Below are 19,069 nucleotides of genomic sequence, written 5' to 3'. Positions count from 1 at the left end.
GTGATTCCGCGTTCCTTTTCCTCCGGCGCTTTGTCGATCTCGTCGAACTTCACAAAACTCGCTTTCCCTGCTTTCGATAACACGAGCGTGATCGCTGCCGTCGTTGTCGTTTTGCCATGATCAACGTGACCAATCGTTCCGATATTTACGTGCGGTTTGGTCCGTTCATACTTCTGCTTTGCCATTCAAGTTCCTCCTTTAAATAACAAAGGTATTATTAATCATAAACACGCTTTTAATTCTACAAGGAAACTAATATTCCTTCTTTCACAGAAAAATGCATAAATAGTTTATCTTCATGTTTCCGCTTACACCGGTGACAAAACCCAAAAAAGCTGTTAAAAAGGGTTTTTCGTCAATCCGGGTCCGTCATCGCTGATAAAAGATAAAAACCGCCGATATCCGCTAGGGGGATCATCGACGGTTGCATCTTCGATTGGTTGCGGGGGAAGGACTTGAACCTCCGGCCTCCGGGTTATGAGCCCGACGAGCTACCAACTGCTCCACCCCGCGATAGGAAACCTTCACGATAATATATGAGTATGAACCGTCTCTCCGATAAAGAACCGCTTTTGTCGCGGCCAACGAAAATTTCTGGAGCCCACAACCAGAATTGAACTGGTGACCTCATCCTTACCATGGATGCGCTCTACCTACTGAGCTATGTGGGCGTGTGCTCGATTGGGCTGATTCAATTTTATTTTGGTTGCGGGGGAAGGACTTGAACCTCCGGCCTCCGGGTTATGAGCCCGACGAGCTACCAACTGCTCCACCCCGCGATATAACCAATGGATGTTTTATGGTGGAGGGGGAAGGATTCGAACCTTCGAAGGCGTCAACCAACAGATTTACAGTCTGCCCCCTTTGGCCGCTCGGGAACCCCTCCATCGAAAAGCTTATTGAATTCGTTCACGCTATTCAGCGGATAAAAAAACCCGTTCGAGAAGAATGATGGAGCCCACAACCAGAATTGAACTGGTGACCTCATCCTTACCATGGATGCGCTCTACCTACTGAGCTATGTGGGCGTGTGCTCGATTGGGCTGATTCAATTTTATTTTGGTTGCGGGGGAAGGACTTGAACCTCCGGCCTCCGGGTTATGAGCCCGACGAGCTACCAACTGCTCCACCCCGCGATATAACCAATGGATGTTTTATGGTGGAGGGGGAAGGATTCGAACCTTCGAAGGCGTCAACCAACAGATTTACAGTCTGCCCCCTTTGGCCGCTCGGGAACCCCTCCAAAACCAGTCCGTCTTTCGGACGCAGATATGATTATAATAAAAAATGCAGCCTATGTCAATTGTTTTTTGATTCCTTTTTCAACCAATCTTCCAGGCAAACTGATTTTTGAACTTTTCCTGGGACCCGCGCACCTTGAACGCATCATTCGGCGAGGTCGTTTGAAGATTAGCGTCGAAAAAATAAAAACCTTCCCGAAGGAAGGCTCCTGCTCATTTTACGTAACAGGTCTCCTCGCGTTTTTCCAAGTAACGTTCCAGCTTGCGTTTGACCCGCTGCAATGCGTTGTCAATGGACTTCACGTGACGGCGTAGATCCTTGGCGATCTCCTGGTACGAACGGCCGTCCAAATAGGACATCAAAACCTTCCATTCCAAATCGCTCAGGAACTCCCCCATCTTATGCTCGATATCGACAAATTCCTCCCGGCTGATCACCAATTCCTCGGGATCGGAAACCTTGGACCCGGACAGAACGTCCAACAACGTCCGATCCGATTCCTCATCATAGATCGGCTTGTTTAACGACACATAAGAATTCAACGGGATATGCTTCTGCCGGGTGGCCGTCTTAATCGCGGTGATAATCTGACGGGTGATGCAAAGTTCGGCAAAAGCTCTGAAGGAGGCCAGTTTATCATTGCGAAAATCCCGGATGGCTTTATAAAGGCCGATCATTCCTTCTTGGATGATATCCTCGCGATCCGCTCCGATTAAAAAATAGGAACGGGCCTTGGCTCGTACAAAATTTTTATATTTATTGATCAGATACTCTTGAGCGGCATCGTCGCCTTCGCGGGCAGCTTCAACAATCGTTTCATCCAGCATCTCATCATAGATCTCTGTTGCTTCTCTTTGGGGTTTTGCTCCCACGTTAAACTCGCCTCCAGATGTTATTTTGATACTGGCTCGGCTACGAATACATCGCGTACTTGTCCAATTCACATTAGCATTATTATACAATAATTGTGATTTCAACGTCAAGGGAATGCGCTTTTTCCCCAAGCAATGATGCGTGTTTTCTGCAATGCCACGTTCGTATCACTTTAAGAATGAGCAATCCCGCCGCTACCGTTTGAAGAAGCGGTTGGTCCAGACATTATCGGCGATAGCCGGCTCTAAGATGTTATACCTGGGGTTGAGGATAATCTTTTTGGGCTTGGCCGACAACATTTTCTGAATTGTAACATTAACTTGCTTAAAAGACAAGGTTTCGGCGAAAGTTTCCCTGGCGGTAATTATTTCAAAATCCACCGTTTCCGGGAGGTACAGCTGGCCGGTGTTGGCCATCACAAAGGACACGGCGTACTTGCCTTGGTAGGACCGGACCTTGACGTTCCGCAACGCCAGGTTGTACCAGCCGGATGAGTAAACCCACTGCCGGTAGAACTCCAACAGCTGGGCTCCGTACAGTTCCACGCCCAGCTCCGTGAAGTCCCGGATCCCCGCGCCGCTTCCACCATAGCGTTTGACGAACTCCTGCAAATAGTCGCCAAACTTCGCCTCGCCCAAGGTCCGCCGGACCATGTGCAACACATACGCTCCCTTGTGATAGAGCAGCTGATATTGGAGGTCGTAGGGGCTCAATTCAGCCAGGGACAGCTCGGAAATTTGGGCGGCTCTACGGCTTTGGTAGCTTTTCTGGTAATCCAGACGCCACTTCTCCAGCAGTTTGCGGGCGGCCTGGGCCGCTCCGGTGCCGGGCGGCGCGAAATGTTCGACTGCCAGATATCCGGAATACCCGGCGAAACCCTCGGCCAACCACCAGTCGCGCAGGCTCCGGGGATAGAGCAGATTTCCCCACCAGCAATGAGCGATCTCGTGCGCCAGGTTGAAAAAGACGAAACGGGACTGCTTATTGCCCGGAAGATGCAGCAGCACTAAGGAACCGTTGCAATTGTCCTCATTACTCAAGTCGCTGACCACGACCGACAACTCGTTAAAAGCGGCCGCGCCGAACTTATCCTGGTAGAATTGGCCCAGATCGGCGGCGTATCCCACCAGATCGTCCCGGAAGGAATTGGAGAGGCCGGGGAGGTAAAAAACCCGGTAGGCCTTCTGCCGGACCAGGCGCGAGGCGATCTGGTAGCGGCCGATGGTCGCGGCCAGCGCGGTCACGGGTTGCAGCGTCCGCCAGACATAGCCGGAGTGTTGAAAAGGATAAGCCCGGATCCCTTTCAGGTTGCCGTTGCCGATCCCCAAAAAGCCGGGCGGCGCCACCAGTTCCATCTCGGCCTGGACCGGCTCGGGCAGCAGGCCGCGGGGATACCAGCCGCCGCTCAGCTCCAGTGGCACCGCCCGGCTGACGTTTTTGGGCAGGATGCTGTAGCGCATTTTCAGCGTCAGTATATCGCCGCGTTTTTTGGCGTCGGGCAGCTCGATCCAGTAGACGTCGGCTTGCTTGCGCCAAAGAACGTTCTTCCCCTCCAGCTTGACTTCTTCCAACTGCGCCTGGTAATAACCGGCCAATAAAAAGTAAAACCGGTCGGTCTCCCGGGCCGTCACGCGCAGATCGGCCTCGGCTTGCACCGTAACCCGGTTACTCAATTCTCTCGTGGTAATCTGCAGCTGATAACTTTGAAAGCTGACCGCGGTCTGTCCGGCCAGCCAATCGAGGTCCGGAATGGCCTCGGCCGCCAGCCCGGCACCGCTCCCGCCGCAGATTGCGCCGAGGATCAATATTATTTTACAGATCTCCGGCCACCGGGACCGCAGGAAAAACAGCACTGCCCGTACCGATGACCCCATGATGAGTCGCCTGGGCCGCCGGCCCAAGTTCATCCGATTCATTGACGCTCCGCTCGCTGCCGCCGCACTTCATAGAGGACGATCCCGGTCGCTACGGCGACATTCAAAGAATTGATCCGTCCCCACATCGGTAGACGGACGATCTGGTCGCAATGTTCAGCCAACAGCCGCGAAATCCCCTTCCCCTCGCCGCCCATCACCAGGCCCATGGGGCCGGTCAGGTCGGCCTTTTGGAACTCGACCTTGCCGTCCATCTCCGCTCCGGTGAACCAGATTCCGGCCTTTTTCAATTCCTCCACCGTCTTAGTCAGGTTGGTCACCCGGGCCACCGGCACATACTCGATGGCGCCGGCCGAGGCCCGCGAGACCGCTCCGGAGAGGCCCGCGGAACGGCGTTCCGGAATGATGATGCCGTGCACTCCGGCAGCTTCGGCGGTCCGGATGATCGAGCCCAGATTCTGCGGGTCCTCCACGCCGTCCAGGAAGAGCAGGAACGGCGGCTCCCCCTTGGCGGCGGCCCGTTCCAGGATCTGTTCCAGCGTGGCGTATTTCCACTGGGCGGCCACCGCAATGATTCCCTGATGGTTCCGGGTCTGAGCCATCCGGTTCAATGCCGGAAGATCCACCGGATGCAGCGGGATCCGCTGCCGTTCCGCCAGGCCCAGGATTTCGCGGAGCGGGCCGCTTGGGGTCTCGTTCTTTTGAATATAGATCTTGGTAATCTCATGTCCGGCCCGGAGCGCCTCCAGCACCGGATTTCTGCCTTCAATCTGGTCAGCCATGGAATTCTTCCTTTATCTATGTATTGTAGAGCCTCGCGATATACGTTAATTAAACTTCCTTGCGCCGCAGCAGTTCCGCCAGGACCGGCGCCCGGCCGCAGCCCATCTTTCCTTCCCGACAATAGCCCCGGGTCTCGCAGGAGGGCCCGGCGAGCCGGAAGAGCAACGGCGCCACCTGGCGCAATTCGTCCCGCATGGCCAGGGCCAGCGCCCGGATCTCCCACTGGGCCCGGGTGCAGGCGCGGATCTCCAGGAAATTGATGAGGCTCCGCGCGTTCATGGTGACCATGATCTTGGTCTCACAGGCGTTGGGCAGCACAAACCGGGCGTCTTCGGCCGGGATGCCCGCTGCCAGCAGCTCCCGGTAGGCGGTCCGGATCTGGTCCATCGCCGCGGTGAAGGCCGCTTGGGCTCCCGGGTCCCGGGCCACCGACGGCGGGACGATGGTCTCGAAATCGCCGTTCTTCACATAGCGCTGCGACTGCTGGGAAAACGAGGCGATCCTGTGTCGGACCAGCTGATGAGTGAGCGCCCGGCTGACCCCCTCGATGCCGAATGAAAAACTGGCATGCTCGATCGGCGAATCATGCCCGCTCTCGCGGAGCTGTCCCAACAACCGCTCCATCCGCTCCGGCGTCAGCTTCTCCAACAGTTCGTCCACGCCGACCGGCGAGTAACAAAGCCGCGCCGCCGCGGCCACCAGCCGGTCCGGCTCCGGCGTATATGCCAACAATTTAACCTTTAACATCGTTCGCTCCTTCGTGGGCCGCGCCGACCAGCTCCAGGATCTCCTCCAGCCGGTCGAGGCTGCCGCTCAAATACAAGTATCCCAATAATGCCTCAAAAGCGGTGCTGTAACGATAGGTGAGCACATCGCTGCCGGACGGCACGTGGCCGCTCTTCACATTCCGGCCCCGCCGCACGATCTCCTGCTCCCGCTCGCTCAGGAGCGGTTCGAGCCGGCGCACCAGATCAGCCTGGTAACTGGCACGCACTCTGGCGATGGCTTTCTTATGCAGCTGCTGCGTCTTGGCCGTGCCGTCGCTCACCAGCTGGTGACGGACGAAAAGCTCATAGACCGCGTCCCCGATATAGGCCCAAACCGCCGGGGAAAGTTCATCCGGGTTCACCCGGGTCAAATTCGGAAATTTCAGCTCAATCATTTCAGTCTTGGAAACCGCCTTGTGGTGTTTTTACTTAAATTCGCCCTATGAATTGGCATCTCCTGCCCGAGAAATTAGTTTTCGCGATGTTTCGTTCTTAGGGTTCCCCGATTCGGCCGAAGATGGCCGCTGTTTTAGCGTTTTATTAAAAATTTAAGCTGCCGGAACGGCAGCCTCTTTGTCACGCATTGGGGCGCAGTTTGCACAATTCCACGCCGCTATCTCTGGCGGTGCCCTGGTTCACTTTGCTATCAACCAATAAGCCCAATCTCCCGCAGAGGCGCGAAGACGCAAAGGATGAGGAAAAGTGGAAGCTGCCCAGCGCATCCATATTCCGTTTCAAAAGGTCCTTGTTTTATTATACAATGAACTCCGGCGGTTATCGCCGGAGTTGTTTGCATAACCGAATGAACTGCGGCAATAACTGCCATCGTTCATTCGGTAACAAAATAATCTAGGGCGAGGACTGCCGCAGATGTTTCAGCAACTCAATGAGCGGTGGCGGTGGCCGCCATCCTTTTTTCGATAGCCAAACGATCGGCGGCGGTTTGCGCCGCATTTGCCATGATAATGAAACGGCCGGCGACAACGACCGGGATCACGGCCTGTCAAACTCTTTCAGCCGCCGCAGCTCCTGGGCGGCCTCCAGATACTCCCGTTCCAATTCCTCGCGCTGCCCTTCGGCCGCGCCGGCCAACTCCCCGGCCAGCCGCGCCAGCTTGTGTTCAAGCAGCAGCCGTTCCTCACGATCCAGCGGCCGCGGCCGGTTCCGTTCCGCCTCGTACTCCCGGAAGCCGCCCGGAAAAACGCGCAACTTGCCCTCCCCCAGCTGCCAGACCTCGGTCGCCAGCTTATTCAGGAAATAGCGGTCGTGCGAGACGAAGAGCAGCGTTCCCGGATAGTCCAGCAGCGCCTCCTCCACCGCCTCGCGGGAGGCGAGGTCCAGATGGTTGGTGGGCTCATCGAGCAGCAACAGATTGCAGCCGGAGAGGATCAGCTTGGCCAGGCTCACCCGGACCCGTTCGCCCCGGCTCAGCACGGCGATGGGCTTGTGGACGTCGTCGCCCCGGAAGAGCAGGCAGGCCAGGAGATTGCGCACCGCGACCCGATCGGGCTGAACCGCCCCGACCTCGGCCAGGATGGTATTCTCCTCCCGCAGCAGCTTGGATTCCTGATCGATCACGCCCAGCCGGACGCTGGGGGCCAGCCGCAGCTCTCCGGCGTCGGCCGGGAGCTCCCCCGCCACCAGCCGCAGCAGGGTGGTCTTTCCGGTGCCGTTCGCTCCGGTCAGGGCGACCCGGCCGCCCCGCCGGAGCAACAGATCGACCCCGTCCAAGATGGCCCGCGTTCCATACTGCTTGCGGAGCCCCCGCCCCTCGGCCAAGATCCGGGAGCGCGCCGCCGTTTTCTCGTCCAACTCCAGCTGGAGCGAGACGTCAGCTTTGGGCCTGGCCTTGGGTTCCAACTGCTCCAGACGTTTTTCGATGGCCTTGGCGTTGCGGGCCACCTTTTTGGACTTCCCGGCGTAAAAATCGGTAGGACCTTTTGCCACCACTCCGTCCCGATGGACTCGTTTCTTGGTGATCCGGTTGGCTTCCTCCATTTTGCGGCGGTAAGCCTCCTCCAACCGCCGCTTCTCCTGGCGGTACGCTTGATAAGCCTCATCGGCCTGCTCCCGCTCCAGCTGCTTTTGGGCGGCGTAGGCGGAATAATTCCCGCTGTAGCGGCGGATCTTGCCATCCTCCAGATCGAAGATGGCCCCGGCCACCCGGTCCAGGAAATAGCGGTCGTGCGAGATGACCAGGACGTTCCCGGGGAAGCGGCCCACCCACTCGGCCAGCCACTCGATGCCTTGCAGGTCCAAGTGGTTGGTGGGTTCGTCCAGGAGCATGATCTCCGGCTCCCCCGCCAGCAGCCGCGCCAGTCCGGCGCGGGTCTTCTCGCCGCCGCTCAGCGTGGCGAAGTCCGACTGCAACAACCGCTCCGCCAGCCCCGCCTGCTGCAGGAGCTTGGCGCGGGGAATCCGTGGGGCCGGATCCTGCTCCAAAAACTGCGCCAGCGTGCCGCCGAAATCCGCCGGCTGCTGGGGCAGGTAGCCCACACTCCCGGTGAGCTTCAACGTCCCGCCGTCGGCCGGGATCTCCCCCAGCAGCAGCCGGCAGAGGGTGGTCTTGCCGGCGCCGTTGCGCCCGACCAAGCCCGCCTTGAGCGGCGCGGCGATCTCGAAACTGATATCGTCGAGGACCGTCCGGTCCCCGTATGCTTTGAAAAGGTGTTCCACCCGCATGCTTCCCATGTTCAATTCCTCCTCCAATTCCGTCCCCGCCGGCTTCCGCGCCTTTAAAAAGCGCGGCCGTCCCAAACCTTGCGACGAACCTGAGCCGCAGGGACCGGCAAACCGCGATGAATGCTTCGAGTCGTGAAAAACGGCGCAAAAAAGCCATGGCAAGATTCACTTCCCATGGCCCACCGTAAACAGGAGGATAGTATAGCAGAAAGGCAATCCGAAAAAAGCCTTCCCCATTGTTCGGGAATGCATCTAACCTGGCTTTATGCAGCTCGGTCAGATGATGCGCATATCGGCGAGTACCAACCTTTCTCCAGCGTTGGTTCTATTGTACCCGGTTTTCGCGCAAAGTTCAAGCCAAAACCGTTGTTAAATGGTTCCTGCCTCATAGGCCGCCAGTTGCCCGTAGACCCGTTCCAGCTCGGAGCGGTCGGTCATCACGCAGATCACCCCCGCCAGCAGCGGCCGGAGCGCTTCGGCCTCCCCCAGTCTGCGGCTGCGCAACAGCAGTGTCCGGATGGTTCCGACCAGCGCCCCCCTGCCCTCAACCGGCTCAAGCGCTCCGGAATCAAGCTGATAACGGTAGAGGACGTAAAAAGCGGCCGCCCGGAGGTCGGCGAAGCGGAAGCCGGTAAAGTTCCCCGCCGCCACCAGCCGGCCCGCTTCTGCCAGGCTGCGGTGTACCGGCGTGCCCTGATAGGGGACGAGTTCCTGGAAAAGGCCGAGAAAGGCCGTTTTGGAGAAGATGTCGCTGTCGAGATAGACCTCCAGGTAGCTGGCGAACTCCCGCTCGATCTGCTCCAGGGTCACCTCCGGCGTGAACAGGATCATGTACAGCCCCAGATCCACCTCGAGCTGCCGGGCCTTGGCCACCGCCAGGCGATTCTCCGCCGCGGTCAGGCCTTTGGCGAATTCCCGCAGCCGCTCGTCCAGGAAGGATTCGACCCCGATGTCCAGGGAGAATCCCCGCACCGGCCGGCCGTGGATCTTCCGGCTGACTTTGGCCGCGTAATCGATGAAATTACGGCTCAGAGAGCGGATGACCCCGGCCAGTTCGGGCTGGCACTCCAGGGCCTTGACGAAATGATCCGCCCGTACCTGCAGATTGACCCGGAGGTTACGGCAGCGGCTGATCTCCTCCACCGCCCGCAGGATCCGGTAGGCGCGCTGATAATCGGCGGGGCTGAAACCCAGAAACTGATCGTCGGAGAAGCAGATCTCGCTGACCGCCGGATCTCCCAGCGCCGCCTCGACCTCCGCCAGTACCGCCGCGTCCGGCCGGGGCCGCCACTCCCTCCGCGCGAACTGCGCATTGGCGCAGAAGGAACAGGCGTAGGGACAGCCCTGCGAGCTTTGAATGCGCACCGAATAATAGTGAAAGCCCATGTTGAACTCGTCAAAGATCGCCCGCCGCGGCAGCGGACCTTCGATCTCCGGCGGCGCTGCGGTCGGTCCGGTATGAACCCAGGTCCGGCCGTCCGGGTGCAGCGACAGGCCGGCCACGGTCTCATCCTCATGGCGGTGATGGCGGTGGGACGAATGCCCGTGGTCATGGGCCGGATCGCCGCAGCCGCAGGCGCCCCCTCCCAACAACGCCACCAGTTGGGCGAAGGGCCGTTCGCCGGCACCGCGGATCAGAAAGTCGAAATCTAACGGCATCCGGTCGGGAAAGAGGGTCGGGTAGATCCCCCCGGCCACGGTATTCACGCCGAAACGCCGCGCCAGCCGGGCGATGGCCACCGCCTGGGGCAGCGTCTCCTGATAGACGGTGAGCCCGATCAGATCGGGCAGCGCCTGGAACCGGGCCGCTTTTTGCAGGTAGTTTTCGATGGTGGCCAGGATGGAGGGTTCATCCAGGCCGAAGATCCACTTGAATACATTCAGATCCATCCCCTGCGCCGCGACGTGCTGCGGCAGCGCCGCGGCGATCCGGGACAGGCCGAGCGACGCCGTGGGCACATAGAACTGGTTGGAACTGGGGTTAATCAACAACACCCGGTAATTTTCTGAAGCCATGGTCAACCTTCCGTTTCTTTTCCGTCGCGCTCCGGCGGGCCGGTTGCGGCCGCAACCGGGCAGTTGCCGCGATGGTGATGGTGGTAATACGAGATCTCCAACAACAGGCCGACCAGGACCGGCAGAAAAGTCACCAGGGTCCCCAGGGCCAGCAGGCTGTCGAACTTCAAGGCGAGCCGGCCGTCCCGGAAAAGGCCGACCAGCACCGCCCAGAGTCCCAGCGAGGCGGCGATCAGGAACCGGGAAGCGATGATCTTCCAGACGCCACGGTACGCCCCGCCGCCGTCGGACGGCGGTTCGTTCCGGCAGTCCTCGCTCCCCGGCTGAGCGGCCCGGGAACGCCGCCGCGATAGACGCCGGCCGTGCCATAAGAAGAAAGCGCCGGCCAGAAAGAGGCCGATGACGGCCGGCAAAAGCAGCCATTCGGCGGTGGAGCCGGGCGACACCACCGCGTTGTAGGCGCCGTGGACCAGGATGGCCCAGCCGAAACCTTTCAGAATCTGGCGCGGGACCCGCCGCGGCTCCCCGAAGCGGGCCGTTCCCACGAAATAACCCATCATCACGCCGGTGAAAGTATGCAGCGGCAAGGCGGTAAAAGCGCGGGAGATGCCGACATTGTAGCCGCCCGCCATGACGAACAGGATATTCTCCACCGCGGCGAAGCCGAGAGCGCTGGCGCCGATATAGACGATGCCGTCGTTCTCCTCGCTAAAATCGGGGCTCCGCCAGACATAAAACAACGCCGGAAACAGCTTGCAAGCTTCCTCGACCGGGGCCACCTTGAGAAACAGCACCCGCAGGTTGTCCAGTCCGTTCCGGACCGCGAAAAACGGCAGCTTTCCCAGGCCCAGCTCCAACGTTAAGGCCGGCAAAACGCTGATCGCCCCCAACAGCATGAGCTTGACGATGAGTTCCAGCGGTTCCGGTTCCCGACGGTCCAGATACATGATGAAGCTCAAATAAAGCACGGCCGGAGTCATCCCTACCAGCAGCAAAACCAGGCGGTTTTCGGTCCCCAGGCCGAACACGGCCAGGGCCAATCCTGCCACCCAACAACCCAAAAAGGCAATGATCGGGCTGATCAGGCGGACCCGCGCCGCCGCGCCGGGACCAAAAATATTGGGCTCCAATCGCTTCATGGGCCGCTCCTTTGAGAAACCCGGTCCGCCGGACCGGGATGTTACGCCGCGCGCAACTTGTTTGCAATTATTCTACCATAACTTTCCGCCCGGCGCTAAGTCTTTCGTACTCCCATGAAAAGCGTTGTGATTAACCCTGTCCGAAGGCCAATGTCATCAAGCCATTTACATATCTTGGAATTTAGTTTCAACGGTGCCTACACTGTAGACAATATGCGGGCCAACCGGGACATGAATGCCCCGGCTACAAGACGTAAGTCCGAGCCAGGACGGCTCAAAGGCAAGCGGCTAGGGATGGTATTCCGCGCAGCCCCTTCCGTGGCTAATTTTCAGCAGAATATTTCATCCCGTTTTTTAGGGCCTTTCAAGGTCCTTTCGCCTTGTAGCCGGGTGATTTATCGCCCGGTCGGCGTTCCATTTCGTCAGCCAAATTTTTCGACGATAGCTTGATGACATTGGTCCGAAGGCCAGGGTGAACACAAAAGCTCAGAAAAGAAAGTGATAAAGTCGTTTTTAGTTCATTGAAAGGATGATTTCCGAATTTGAGGACTTTATCACATGGCTTTTAAAAAACCCCGGCCGATCGTCGATCGGCCGGGGTTCAACTTAGAGTATTTTTCTCTCTCCTAGGAACGCCCGGATCGGAACGGGGCTAGCCCCGTTCCGGTCCGTGGCCATCTCATGCTATGCTTTGGGGGCAAATCACCACTGCCTGCTTTTGCGCTTGCAAACACAGTTCGGCGGCTTTGAAGGCATGCTCCTGGGTCATGGCGCTCTCGGTCCGGTTCAGACAATCGAGGATCAATTCGCCGAAGAACGGGTAGCCGACTTGGCCATGGACCGGGAAATGATACTCTTTCTGCTGGTCGACCAGGTAAACATGGTCCCCTTGAGTGTCTCGGGCGATGTCCGCGTATTTCCGCAACTCGATGTAACCCTTGGTGCCGAGGATCACCGTTCGGCCGTCACCCCAGGTACTCAGGCCATCGGGCGTGAACCAGTCCACCCGGAAGTAGTTGGTGGTGCCGTTATCCCCCACCAGCAGCGCCTCGCCGAAATCCTCAAGCTCCGGGTATTCCGGATGCCCATGATTGGCCACCTGGCTCCGGACCACCGTCGCCTCCTTGACGCCGGCGAAGAACAGGTACTGTTCGATCTGATGGCTCCCGATATCGCAGAGGATTCCGCCATACTTCTCCCGCTCAAAAAACCATTGCGGCCGCGAGGGGGCGTTCAGGCGGTGCGGCCCCAGGCCGATGACCTGGACCACCCGCCCGATGGCGCCATCCCGGATCAACTGGCCGGCATACACGGCGCTCTCCACATGAAGCCGCTCACTGTAATAGACGGCATATTTCAATCCGGTCTGCCGGGCTTTGGCTCTGGCCTGCTCCAGTTGTTCCAGGGTGGTAAAGGGCGCCTTATCGGTAAAATAATCCTTGCCGTGGTCCATGACTTTCATGCCCAGGGCGCACCGCTTGGAAGTCACTGCCGCGCCGGCCACCATCCGGACCGACTTGTCTTCGAGAATCTCCGCTTCGCTCGCGGCCACCTTGACGCCGGGAAAAGCCTTACAAAACTTCTCTACTTTGGCGGGATCGGGGTCATAAACGTATTTTAAAACGGCTCCCGCCTCGGTCAAGCCGTTGCACATCCCATAGATATGCCCATGGTCCAGGGCCATGGCGGCAAAGACAAATTCCCCGCGCTCACAAACGGGTTGCGGCTTTCCCTTTGGAGCATAATTCATTCCATCTGCATTCGGCATCACGCCTTACCTCCCAATCATTTCTTATAATCGCTGCCAACCGAAATTTTCTCGTCGGCAAAATTCTCAATGGACGTTTTCTTCTCATAAAAGTGGACTGCATGGGCCAGAATTCCCGTAGTCGTGTAGAACGGGTCGTCTTTAGCCAGCGGCAGTTTTACGGGCTGGCCGGTGCTGCCCGCCTTATAGATGGCGGTGATGATCTCCAAGGTAGCCTTGCCGTCTTTGCCTTGGATCATGGGTTCGGTCTTATTCTCCAGCGCGGTCAGCACATTTTCGATCTGTCCCGTATGGGCGGTGTAGGGAACCTCGGGCAGACTATCGTAATACGCTTGAATCTCCGCTTCGACCTCTTTATCCTCTTCGGGGAAACCGTTGCTCTTGGAACGGGAGGCATACAATTCCCAAGGAGCGGAGATCCGGGCTTTCTTGCCCTGGAAGATCAGCTGCTGCTTCTCGCCGTGATGAACCACGGAACTGGTGATCTGGCCCAAGGCCCCGCCCGCGTACTTCAGGATCGCCACCGACAGGTCCTCCACCTCGGCGTTGTCATGCGAGGTGTTGCCGAGCACCGCCGTGATCTCCTGGGGCAATCCCATCATCCAGCTGAGCATATCGATATGATGCACGGCGTGGTTGAGGGTACAGCCGCCGCCTTCCTTCTCCCAGGTGCCCCGCCACCATAAATCGTAATAACAATGACCGCGCCACCAGAACGAATCCACCTGCGCATGGACCACGTCGCCAATCAGGCCGGAATCCAACGTTTTCTTGAGCTTCATGATCGGGGTCCGGAACCGGTTTTGGGCAATCACCGATAAGGTCTGTTTGCTCTCCTGCTGCGCTTTGATGATCTCATCACATTCCTCGAGCGAGGCTGCCATCGGCTTTTCGAGAATGACGTTTTTGCCGGCTTTTAAGAAATTAACCGTAATCTCCTTATGGGTGTAAGGCGGAGTACAGACGCTGACCAGGTCAATATCGTCCCGGCCCAGCAGCGCCTCGTGGGCATCGAAGATCTCCGCGTCCGGCACAAACTCCTCCGCTCTTTTTTGGGCCTTTTCCGGATAAATATCCACTAGCGCCACAATTTTGCACCGTTCCGGGAACGCCAGATAGGCCTCGATGTGCTGGCTGGATATATTACCGCAACCAATCACCGCTACTCGAATCATGACTATCCTCTCCTTGTCGTTTTTTATCCTTTCAGTCCGGTCATGGCGATTCCTTCCACAAAGAAGCGTTGGGCGGAGAGAAACGCCGCCACCACGGGCACCAGCGAAAGCGTGGCCGCGGTCATCAGCAGGTTCCATTGGACATCCACATCACCGCGGAAGATTGAAAGCCCCAACGTTAAGGTGCGGTTTTGCTCCGAGTTGAGAAAAACCATCGGGTACAGAAAATCATTCCATTGGTTCATCATGGTGAAAATCGCCAGCGTCGCCAGGGCCGGTTTGGCCAAGGGGATGATAATCAGGCTGAACCGGCGGAAAAACCCGCAGCCGTCGATGATCGCCGCCTCTTCCAGCTCATGGGGAATGGTCAGAAAGAACTGCCGCAATAAAAACGTTCCATAGGCGCTGAACATGCCCGGCAAGATTAACGACAGATGGTTGTCGAGCAACCCCAGCCATTTCATTAAGATAAAAGTGGGAATCAAGGTTACCTGGCGGGGCACCATCAAGGTCGCCAAATACGCCATGAAAATTTGCTCCCGTCCCGGGAAGCGGAGCCGCGCAAAAGAGTACGCCGCCACCGCACAAGTTATGAGCGTTCCCAATACCGAAAAGAAGGTGATTTTCAGGGTATTCAAAAAATAAAGGTGAAACGGCACTACTTTAAAAACTTGGAGATAATTGCCGAACATCCAACGCTTGGGAAATAAGCTGTAGGGATTCGTGAAAATTTCGCTATAGGTCTTCAATGAAGCTCCTACCGCCCAAATGAACGGCAGGATCATGATCATCGAACCGATTCCCAATACAAGATAGGCGATGATCTTTCTCAATCGGGCCAATTGCTGTCTCGCATCGTATCCGGCGGGAGTTACTGTTTTAACTGCCACGGTGTCAGCACCTCACTCAGGTTAATGATGATTGATTAATAATGAACCCATCTTTTGGATGAGACCGTTTGCACGATGGTCAAAATCAGGACGATTCCGAAAAGAATATAAGCGATCCCCGAGGCATACCCCATCCGGAAGAACTGGAAGGCATGCTGATAGATGAGCATTACCAAGGTATTGGTGGCGTTCGCCGGTCCGCCGTTGGTCATCACCGTCGTAACGTCAAACACCTGAAAGGAATTGATCATCGAGGTTACCGTGACAAAGAAAGTGGTCGGCGAGACCATCGGCCAAGTCACGTTCCAAAACATCTTCCAGGCGTTCGCCCCGTCGATCTTGGCGGCTTCGTACATCTCCGCCGGGACGCCCTGCAGTCCGGCCAGGAAGATTACCATGTTCAGTCCGATATTCCGCCAGACCGCCACCATGATGACGCTGGGCATCGCCCACGCCGGTGAATTAATCCAGGGAAAAGGGCCTAATTTAATGAAGCTCAATACGTGATTGATCAGACCGGTTTGGAAATCGAACAGCCATTGCCAGATCAAGGCGATGGAAACCACCGAACAGATCGTGGGCAAAAAGAAAGCGGCCCGGAAAAAATTGATCCCGTGAATTTTCTGATTCAAAAAAATGGCCAACACTAATGACAACCCAATGCTCAACGGCACGCTGCAAACCGAGAAGTAAAACGTATTCCATAGCGTCTGCCAGAAAAGATTATCCGTCAGCAGCGTTTGATAATTTTTTGCGCCGATAAAAGCCGGCGGCGTCAACAGATTCCAATCGTTAAAACTGACCCACAAGGAACCGAGGACCGGAAAAACGAAGAATACTAAAAAGCCGATCAAATTCGGAGTCAAAAACAGGTAGCCGGCCATGGCCTCCTGAGCGGCGGGCGTTTTCGATTTCATCACTTAACCTCCGTTACAATCAAATGTCCGAATAATGGTTTGGAGTCTATACAGCATTTCGCGAAGCGTTGACGGGTTTGGAGCGCAAAGCGCGAACAAAGCCGTTTCAAAATGCTATATCCGCTGAATCGTGGGATTGATGAAAAGCACCCTCCTTCTTATGCAAAAATAAAAACGCCGTTACAATTCGGTTATTTTTATTATAAAAGAATTGTCCGACAGTAGTTAGAATATTCTTTAGCATCCATTGGACAATCTTTAGAGGCCAGTTTTTGTCAACATTCCCGGAACAAAACGGCAACAAACTGCTTGTCGCCCGCTTGGAATACTCCAAAAGCATCCGCGCAAGCGATTCGCCCAATGCATCACGGGACGCTGCAAAGCTGACAACCCATCGCCTTCCCCATATTATTATGAAAGGAGGGGTGCATTTCCCCCTCCTTTACCGTCCCCGTTTCCTCTTCATCAGGGCTGCCGGATCAAACGAACTTTGTTACAAGGGTCATTTTTATTTCGCGGTACGGTTTAAAATCTCTTTAATCCGCGGCGCGATCCCTTTCATGGCGGCTTGCGCTGTGATTTGCCCGCTAAACACCTTCTGGAACTCCGGGACTAATGCTCCTTGAACCTCCATCCATCCGGGACGCAACGGCAAGGTATGCGAGTGTTTCACACCGGCGATGGCTTTGGCGGATTCGGCGATGTTTTTCGGGTATTTATTCGGGTCGGCATATAACTTCCATAATTCGGGATCATCGACCGACGGCGGCACCCGCTTGGCCTTCATGTATAATGTCTCGCCGGATTGGCCGGGCGCCCGCAGGAATTTCAGGAATTCCCATGCCGCGTCAACGTTTTTGGAAGAAGAACTGATACCGACGGTGTTGGATTTGACAATGGTGGTTTTGGTGTATTTGCCTTTGCTGGGGAATGGATAAATGGAGAAGGCGAAATTATCAAACTGCTGCAGCGACAACAATTCGAGCGCGGAACCAAGCCGCATCGCGATCTTGTTATTCACCTGCCAACGATTGACCACTTCCGCCGAGGTGAGTTGGGAAGGCTCGGCGAATACGCCTTGTTTGATCAGATCGGCCACCGCCTGGATCTGCTTGGTGCTTGCCGGTTGATCCAAAGTAAATTTGGTGCGGGATTTATCAAAAAGATCGCCGCCGTTGATCCAGACGAACGGCAAAATGGAAGAGAAGCTTCCTCCCCCCGCGCCAAACCCATCGCCAAAACCGTATTGCCGACCCGCGCCTTGGTCTTTGGATAACGCTTTGCAATACTTGACGAATTCATCCCAAGTCCAATCAAAAGAGGGCATCGCTAAACCGGCGTCTTGAAACATCTTGTTGTTCAAGACCATGAAAATCGGCGCGGTTCCCCAGGGCAGGCCATAGTAACGGCCCTTGTACATACTGTCGATCAAGCCGCTTGGATAATAGGCGTCCAGATTGACCTTATCCCGTTTGATAAACTTGGTAATGTCCTTTAAGGCCTTGGAACGCATGAAATCGGAGAAAAAGTACGAGTCGATCCGCATGACATCCGGCGCCTGACCGCCCGCCATTAAGGTCAGTATTTTTTGGTGGTAATCGTTATAGGCGATCGCCACCGGAGTCACTTTGATATTGGGATGCGTCTTTTCAAACTCATCGATGATATCTTTCTCCACCCCGATGGCGGTCGGATTGCCCCAAAACGCATACTGGATCGTCACCGGCGCCGCAAAGGCCGGGATGATCGCCATCCCCAGCGCCAAGATCAAAGTCAAGCTCCATACCATCTTTTTGAACATCTTCTTCAAAGACTCCCTTCTCTTTCCAGAAATTTCCCCGGTTTGAATCATCGGGGTGTTCAGTAGCTTTTTGTGTAGACAGGGGGGACAGAGGATTGCATAATTACCTTAACGACCCTGCGACCACAAATATATGGTGCAAAGCCCGGATATACCTATCAATATGTTGTGGACAAAAGATAAATTATGCAATTCTCTCGGTAAGCTGAACTCATTACAGCATTTTGCGAAAGCCGTTTACGCTTTATCAAAATGCTGTATCGGCGATTGGTTAAAAGACTGTGATAAACCGGCAAACCGGAAGGGTCACAACGATTCTTTCGAAGCAAGTGAAAAAGCCCGCGAAGTAACTTAACAGCATTTTGCGAAAGCGTTGACGGGTTTGAAGTGAAAAGCGCGAACGCCTCACCGCACTTTTGGCGAACAAAGCCGCTTACGCTTTCGCAAATGCTTTATCCCAGCGTTTTTAAAGCAAACCTCCTTCCCCGCGGCAATGTGACAATATGATTAAAAATTTGTTACCTTTATTATAGAAGAATGCCATGAAAAGAGTTAGTGACATTCTTTAGCAGATATTGGACAATCTTTAGAAGCGTTGTGATAAACCCCGTCCGAAGGTCGGGGCGTTCACAAAAGCTCAGAGAAGCAAGTGATAAAGTCGCTTTAAATCTGTTGACAAGTCGAGTCGAACTAAAAAGAGACTTTATCACATGGCTTTTAGAAGCGTTGTGATAAACCCCGGCCGAAGGCCAGGGTGAACACAAAAGCTCAGAAAAGCAAGTGATAAAGTCGATTTTTAATCCTTTGAAAGAGTGATTTTCGAATTTGAGGACTTTATCACATGGCTTTTAGATGTAAATTTTTATAAAACAATCCCGGATAAAACAAAAGCAAAGCCTTTGGCGGAACCGGAATCCTTCCCCGGCTCCGATTTCATCCCGGAAAATATCCCCCGGTGAGTACGCATGTTCCTTTTGCTCCCAAAGATCCATCCGGAATCATTCAAGATGCTCGCTCACTCACCGCGCATGCTCGCTCAGTTACTGTGCATGCTCACTCAGTTACTGCGCATGCTCACTCAGTTACTGCGCATGCTCACTCAGTTACTGCGCATGCTCACTCAGTTACTGCGCATGCTCACT

The 19,069-nt window shown here is 55.9% G+C and carries 14 protein-coding genes and 7 tRNA genes; all 21 read right to left on the bottom strand.

Going from position 1 to position 19,069, the window contains the following annotated elements:
• On the bottom strand, positions 1-185 hold a 185-nt coding region (locus EDC14_RS05695), incomplete at its 3' end, for a GTP-binding protein (RefSeq protein WP_243662820.1).
• A gap of 252 nt (positions 186-437) precedes the next feature.
• Positions 438-513: transfer RNA gene (locus EDC14_RS05690), tRNA-Met, on the bottom strand.
• Between the two features lie 82 nt (positions 514-595).
• Positions 596-671 (bottom strand) — tRNA-Thr (locus tag EDC14_RS05685).
• A 32-nt stretch (positions 672-703) separates the two neighbouring features.
• Positions 704-779, bottom strand: a tRNA-Met gene (locus EDC14_RS05680).
• Positions 780-800: 21 nt separating this feature from the next.
• Positions 801-886: transfer RNA gene (locus tag EDC14_RS05675), tRNA-Tyr, on the bottom strand.
• Between the two features lie 66 nt (positions 887-952).
• Positions 953-1,028 (bottom strand) — tRNA-Thr (locus EDC14_RS05670).
• Between the two features lie 32 nt (positions 1,029-1,060).
• A tRNA-Met gene (locus EDC14_RS05665) sits at positions 1,061-1,136 on the bottom strand.
• A 21-nt stretch (positions 1,137-1,157) separates the two neighbouring features.
• A tRNA-Tyr gene (locus tag EDC14_RS05660) sits at positions 1,158-1,243 on the bottom strand.
• A gap of 211 nt (positions 1,244-1,454) precedes the next feature.
• On the bottom strand, positions 1,455-2,114 hold the full coding sequence (sigH, locus tag EDC14_RS05655) for an RNA polymerase sporulation sigma factor SigH (protein ID WP_279388731.1): 660 nt from the start codon (positions 2,112-2,114) through the stop codon (positions 1,455-1,457).
• 195 nt (positions 2,115-2,309) lie between these two features.
• Entirely contained in the window at positions 2,310-4,031 is a 1,722-nt protein-coding gene (locus EDC14_RS05650) for a M1 family aminopeptidase (protein WP_132013285.1), read from the bottom strand.
• On the bottom strand, positions 4,028-4,771 hold the full coding sequence (gene rlmB / locus EDC14_RS05645) for a 23S rRNA (guanosine(2251)-2'-O)-methyltransferase RlmB (RefSeq protein WP_132013284.1): 744 nt from the start codon (positions 4,769-4,771) through the stop codon (positions 4,028-4,030). The genes EDC14_RS05650 and rlmB overlap by 4 nt, the downstream gene beginning before the upstream one ends.
• 49 nt (positions 4,772-4,820) lie before the next feature.
• Positions 4,821-5,519, bottom strand: coding sequence for an FAD-dependent thymidylate synthase (gene thyX, locus EDC14_RS05640; protein ID WP_132013283.1), 699 nt, complete (start codon positions 5,517-5,519; stop codon positions 4,821-4,823).
• Positions 5,506-5,934 (bottom strand): Mini-ribonuclease 3, encoded by a 429-nt coding sequence (locus tag EDC14_RS05635; protein ID WP_132013282.1) that lies wholly within the window; start codon positions 5,932-5,934, stop codon positions 5,506-5,508. Before EDC14_RS05635 ends, thyX begins: the two co-directional genes overlap by 14 nt.
• Positions 5,935-6,532: 598 nt before the next feature.
• Complete coding sequence (gene abc-f / locus EDC14_RS05630; protein WP_132013281.1) at positions 6,533-8,230, bottom strand: ribosomal protection-like ABC-F family protein; 1,698 nt, start codon at positions 8,228-8,230, stop codon at positions 6,533-6,535.
• Positions 8,231-8,590: 360 nt separating this feature from the next.
• Positions 8,591-10,237, bottom strand: a complete 1,647-nt coding sequence (locus EDC14_RS05625) for a B12-binding domain-containing radical SAM protein (protein WP_165907816.1) — start codon at positions 10,235-10,237, stop codon at positions 8,591-8,593.
• 2 nt (positions 10,238-10,239) lie between these two features.
• Complete coding sequence (locus EDC14_RS05620) at positions 10,240-11,376, bottom strand: PrsW family intramembrane metalloprotease (protein WP_132013279.1); 1,137 nt, start codon at positions 11,374-11,376, stop codon at positions 10,240-10,242.
• Between the two features lie 679 nt (positions 11,377-12,055).
• On the bottom strand, positions 12,056-13,144 hold the full coding sequence (locus EDC14_RS05615) for a Gfo/Idh/MocA family protein (protein WP_132013278.1): 1,089 nt from the start codon (positions 13,142-13,144) through the stop codon (positions 12,056-12,058).
• A 17-nt stretch (positions 13,145-13,161) separates the two neighbouring features.
• On the bottom strand, positions 13,162-14,319 hold the full coding sequence (locus EDC14_RS05610) for a Gfo/Idh/MocA family protein (protein ID WP_132013277.1): 1,158 nt from the start codon (positions 14,317-14,319) through the stop codon (positions 13,162-13,164).
• A 23-nt stretch (positions 14,320-14,342) separates the two neighbouring features.
• Entirely contained in the window at positions 14,343-15,209 is an 867-nt protein-coding gene (locus tag EDC14_RS05605; RefSeq protein WP_243662819.1) for a carbohydrate ABC transporter permease, read from the bottom strand.
• A 35-nt stretch (positions 15,210-15,244) separates the two neighbouring features.
• Complete coding sequence (locus EDC14_RS05600; protein WP_207930709.1) at positions 15,245-16,126, bottom strand: carbohydrate ABC transporter permease; 882 nt, start codon at positions 16,124-16,126, stop codon at positions 15,245-15,247.
• Positions 16,127-16,634: 508 nt separating this feature from the next.
• The gene (locus EDC14_RS05595; protein ID WP_165907815.1) at positions 16,635-17,927 is read right to left on the bottom strand and encodes an ABC transporter substrate-binding protein; all 1,293 of its coding nucleotides are present in this window, start codon (positions 17,925-17,927) and stop codon (positions 16,635-16,637) included.
• Positions 17,928-19,069: the final 1,142 nt, after the last annotated feature.

It is taken from the genome of Hydrogenispora ethanolica (assembly GCF_004340685.1).
Classification (GTDB): domain Bacteria; phylum Bacillota; class UBA4882; order UBA8346; family UBA8346; genus Hydrogenispora; species Hydrogenispora ethanolica.
The sequence above is the reverse complement of the archived record's forward strand: the minus strand, read 5'-3'. Positions and strand labels throughout refer to the sequence as shown.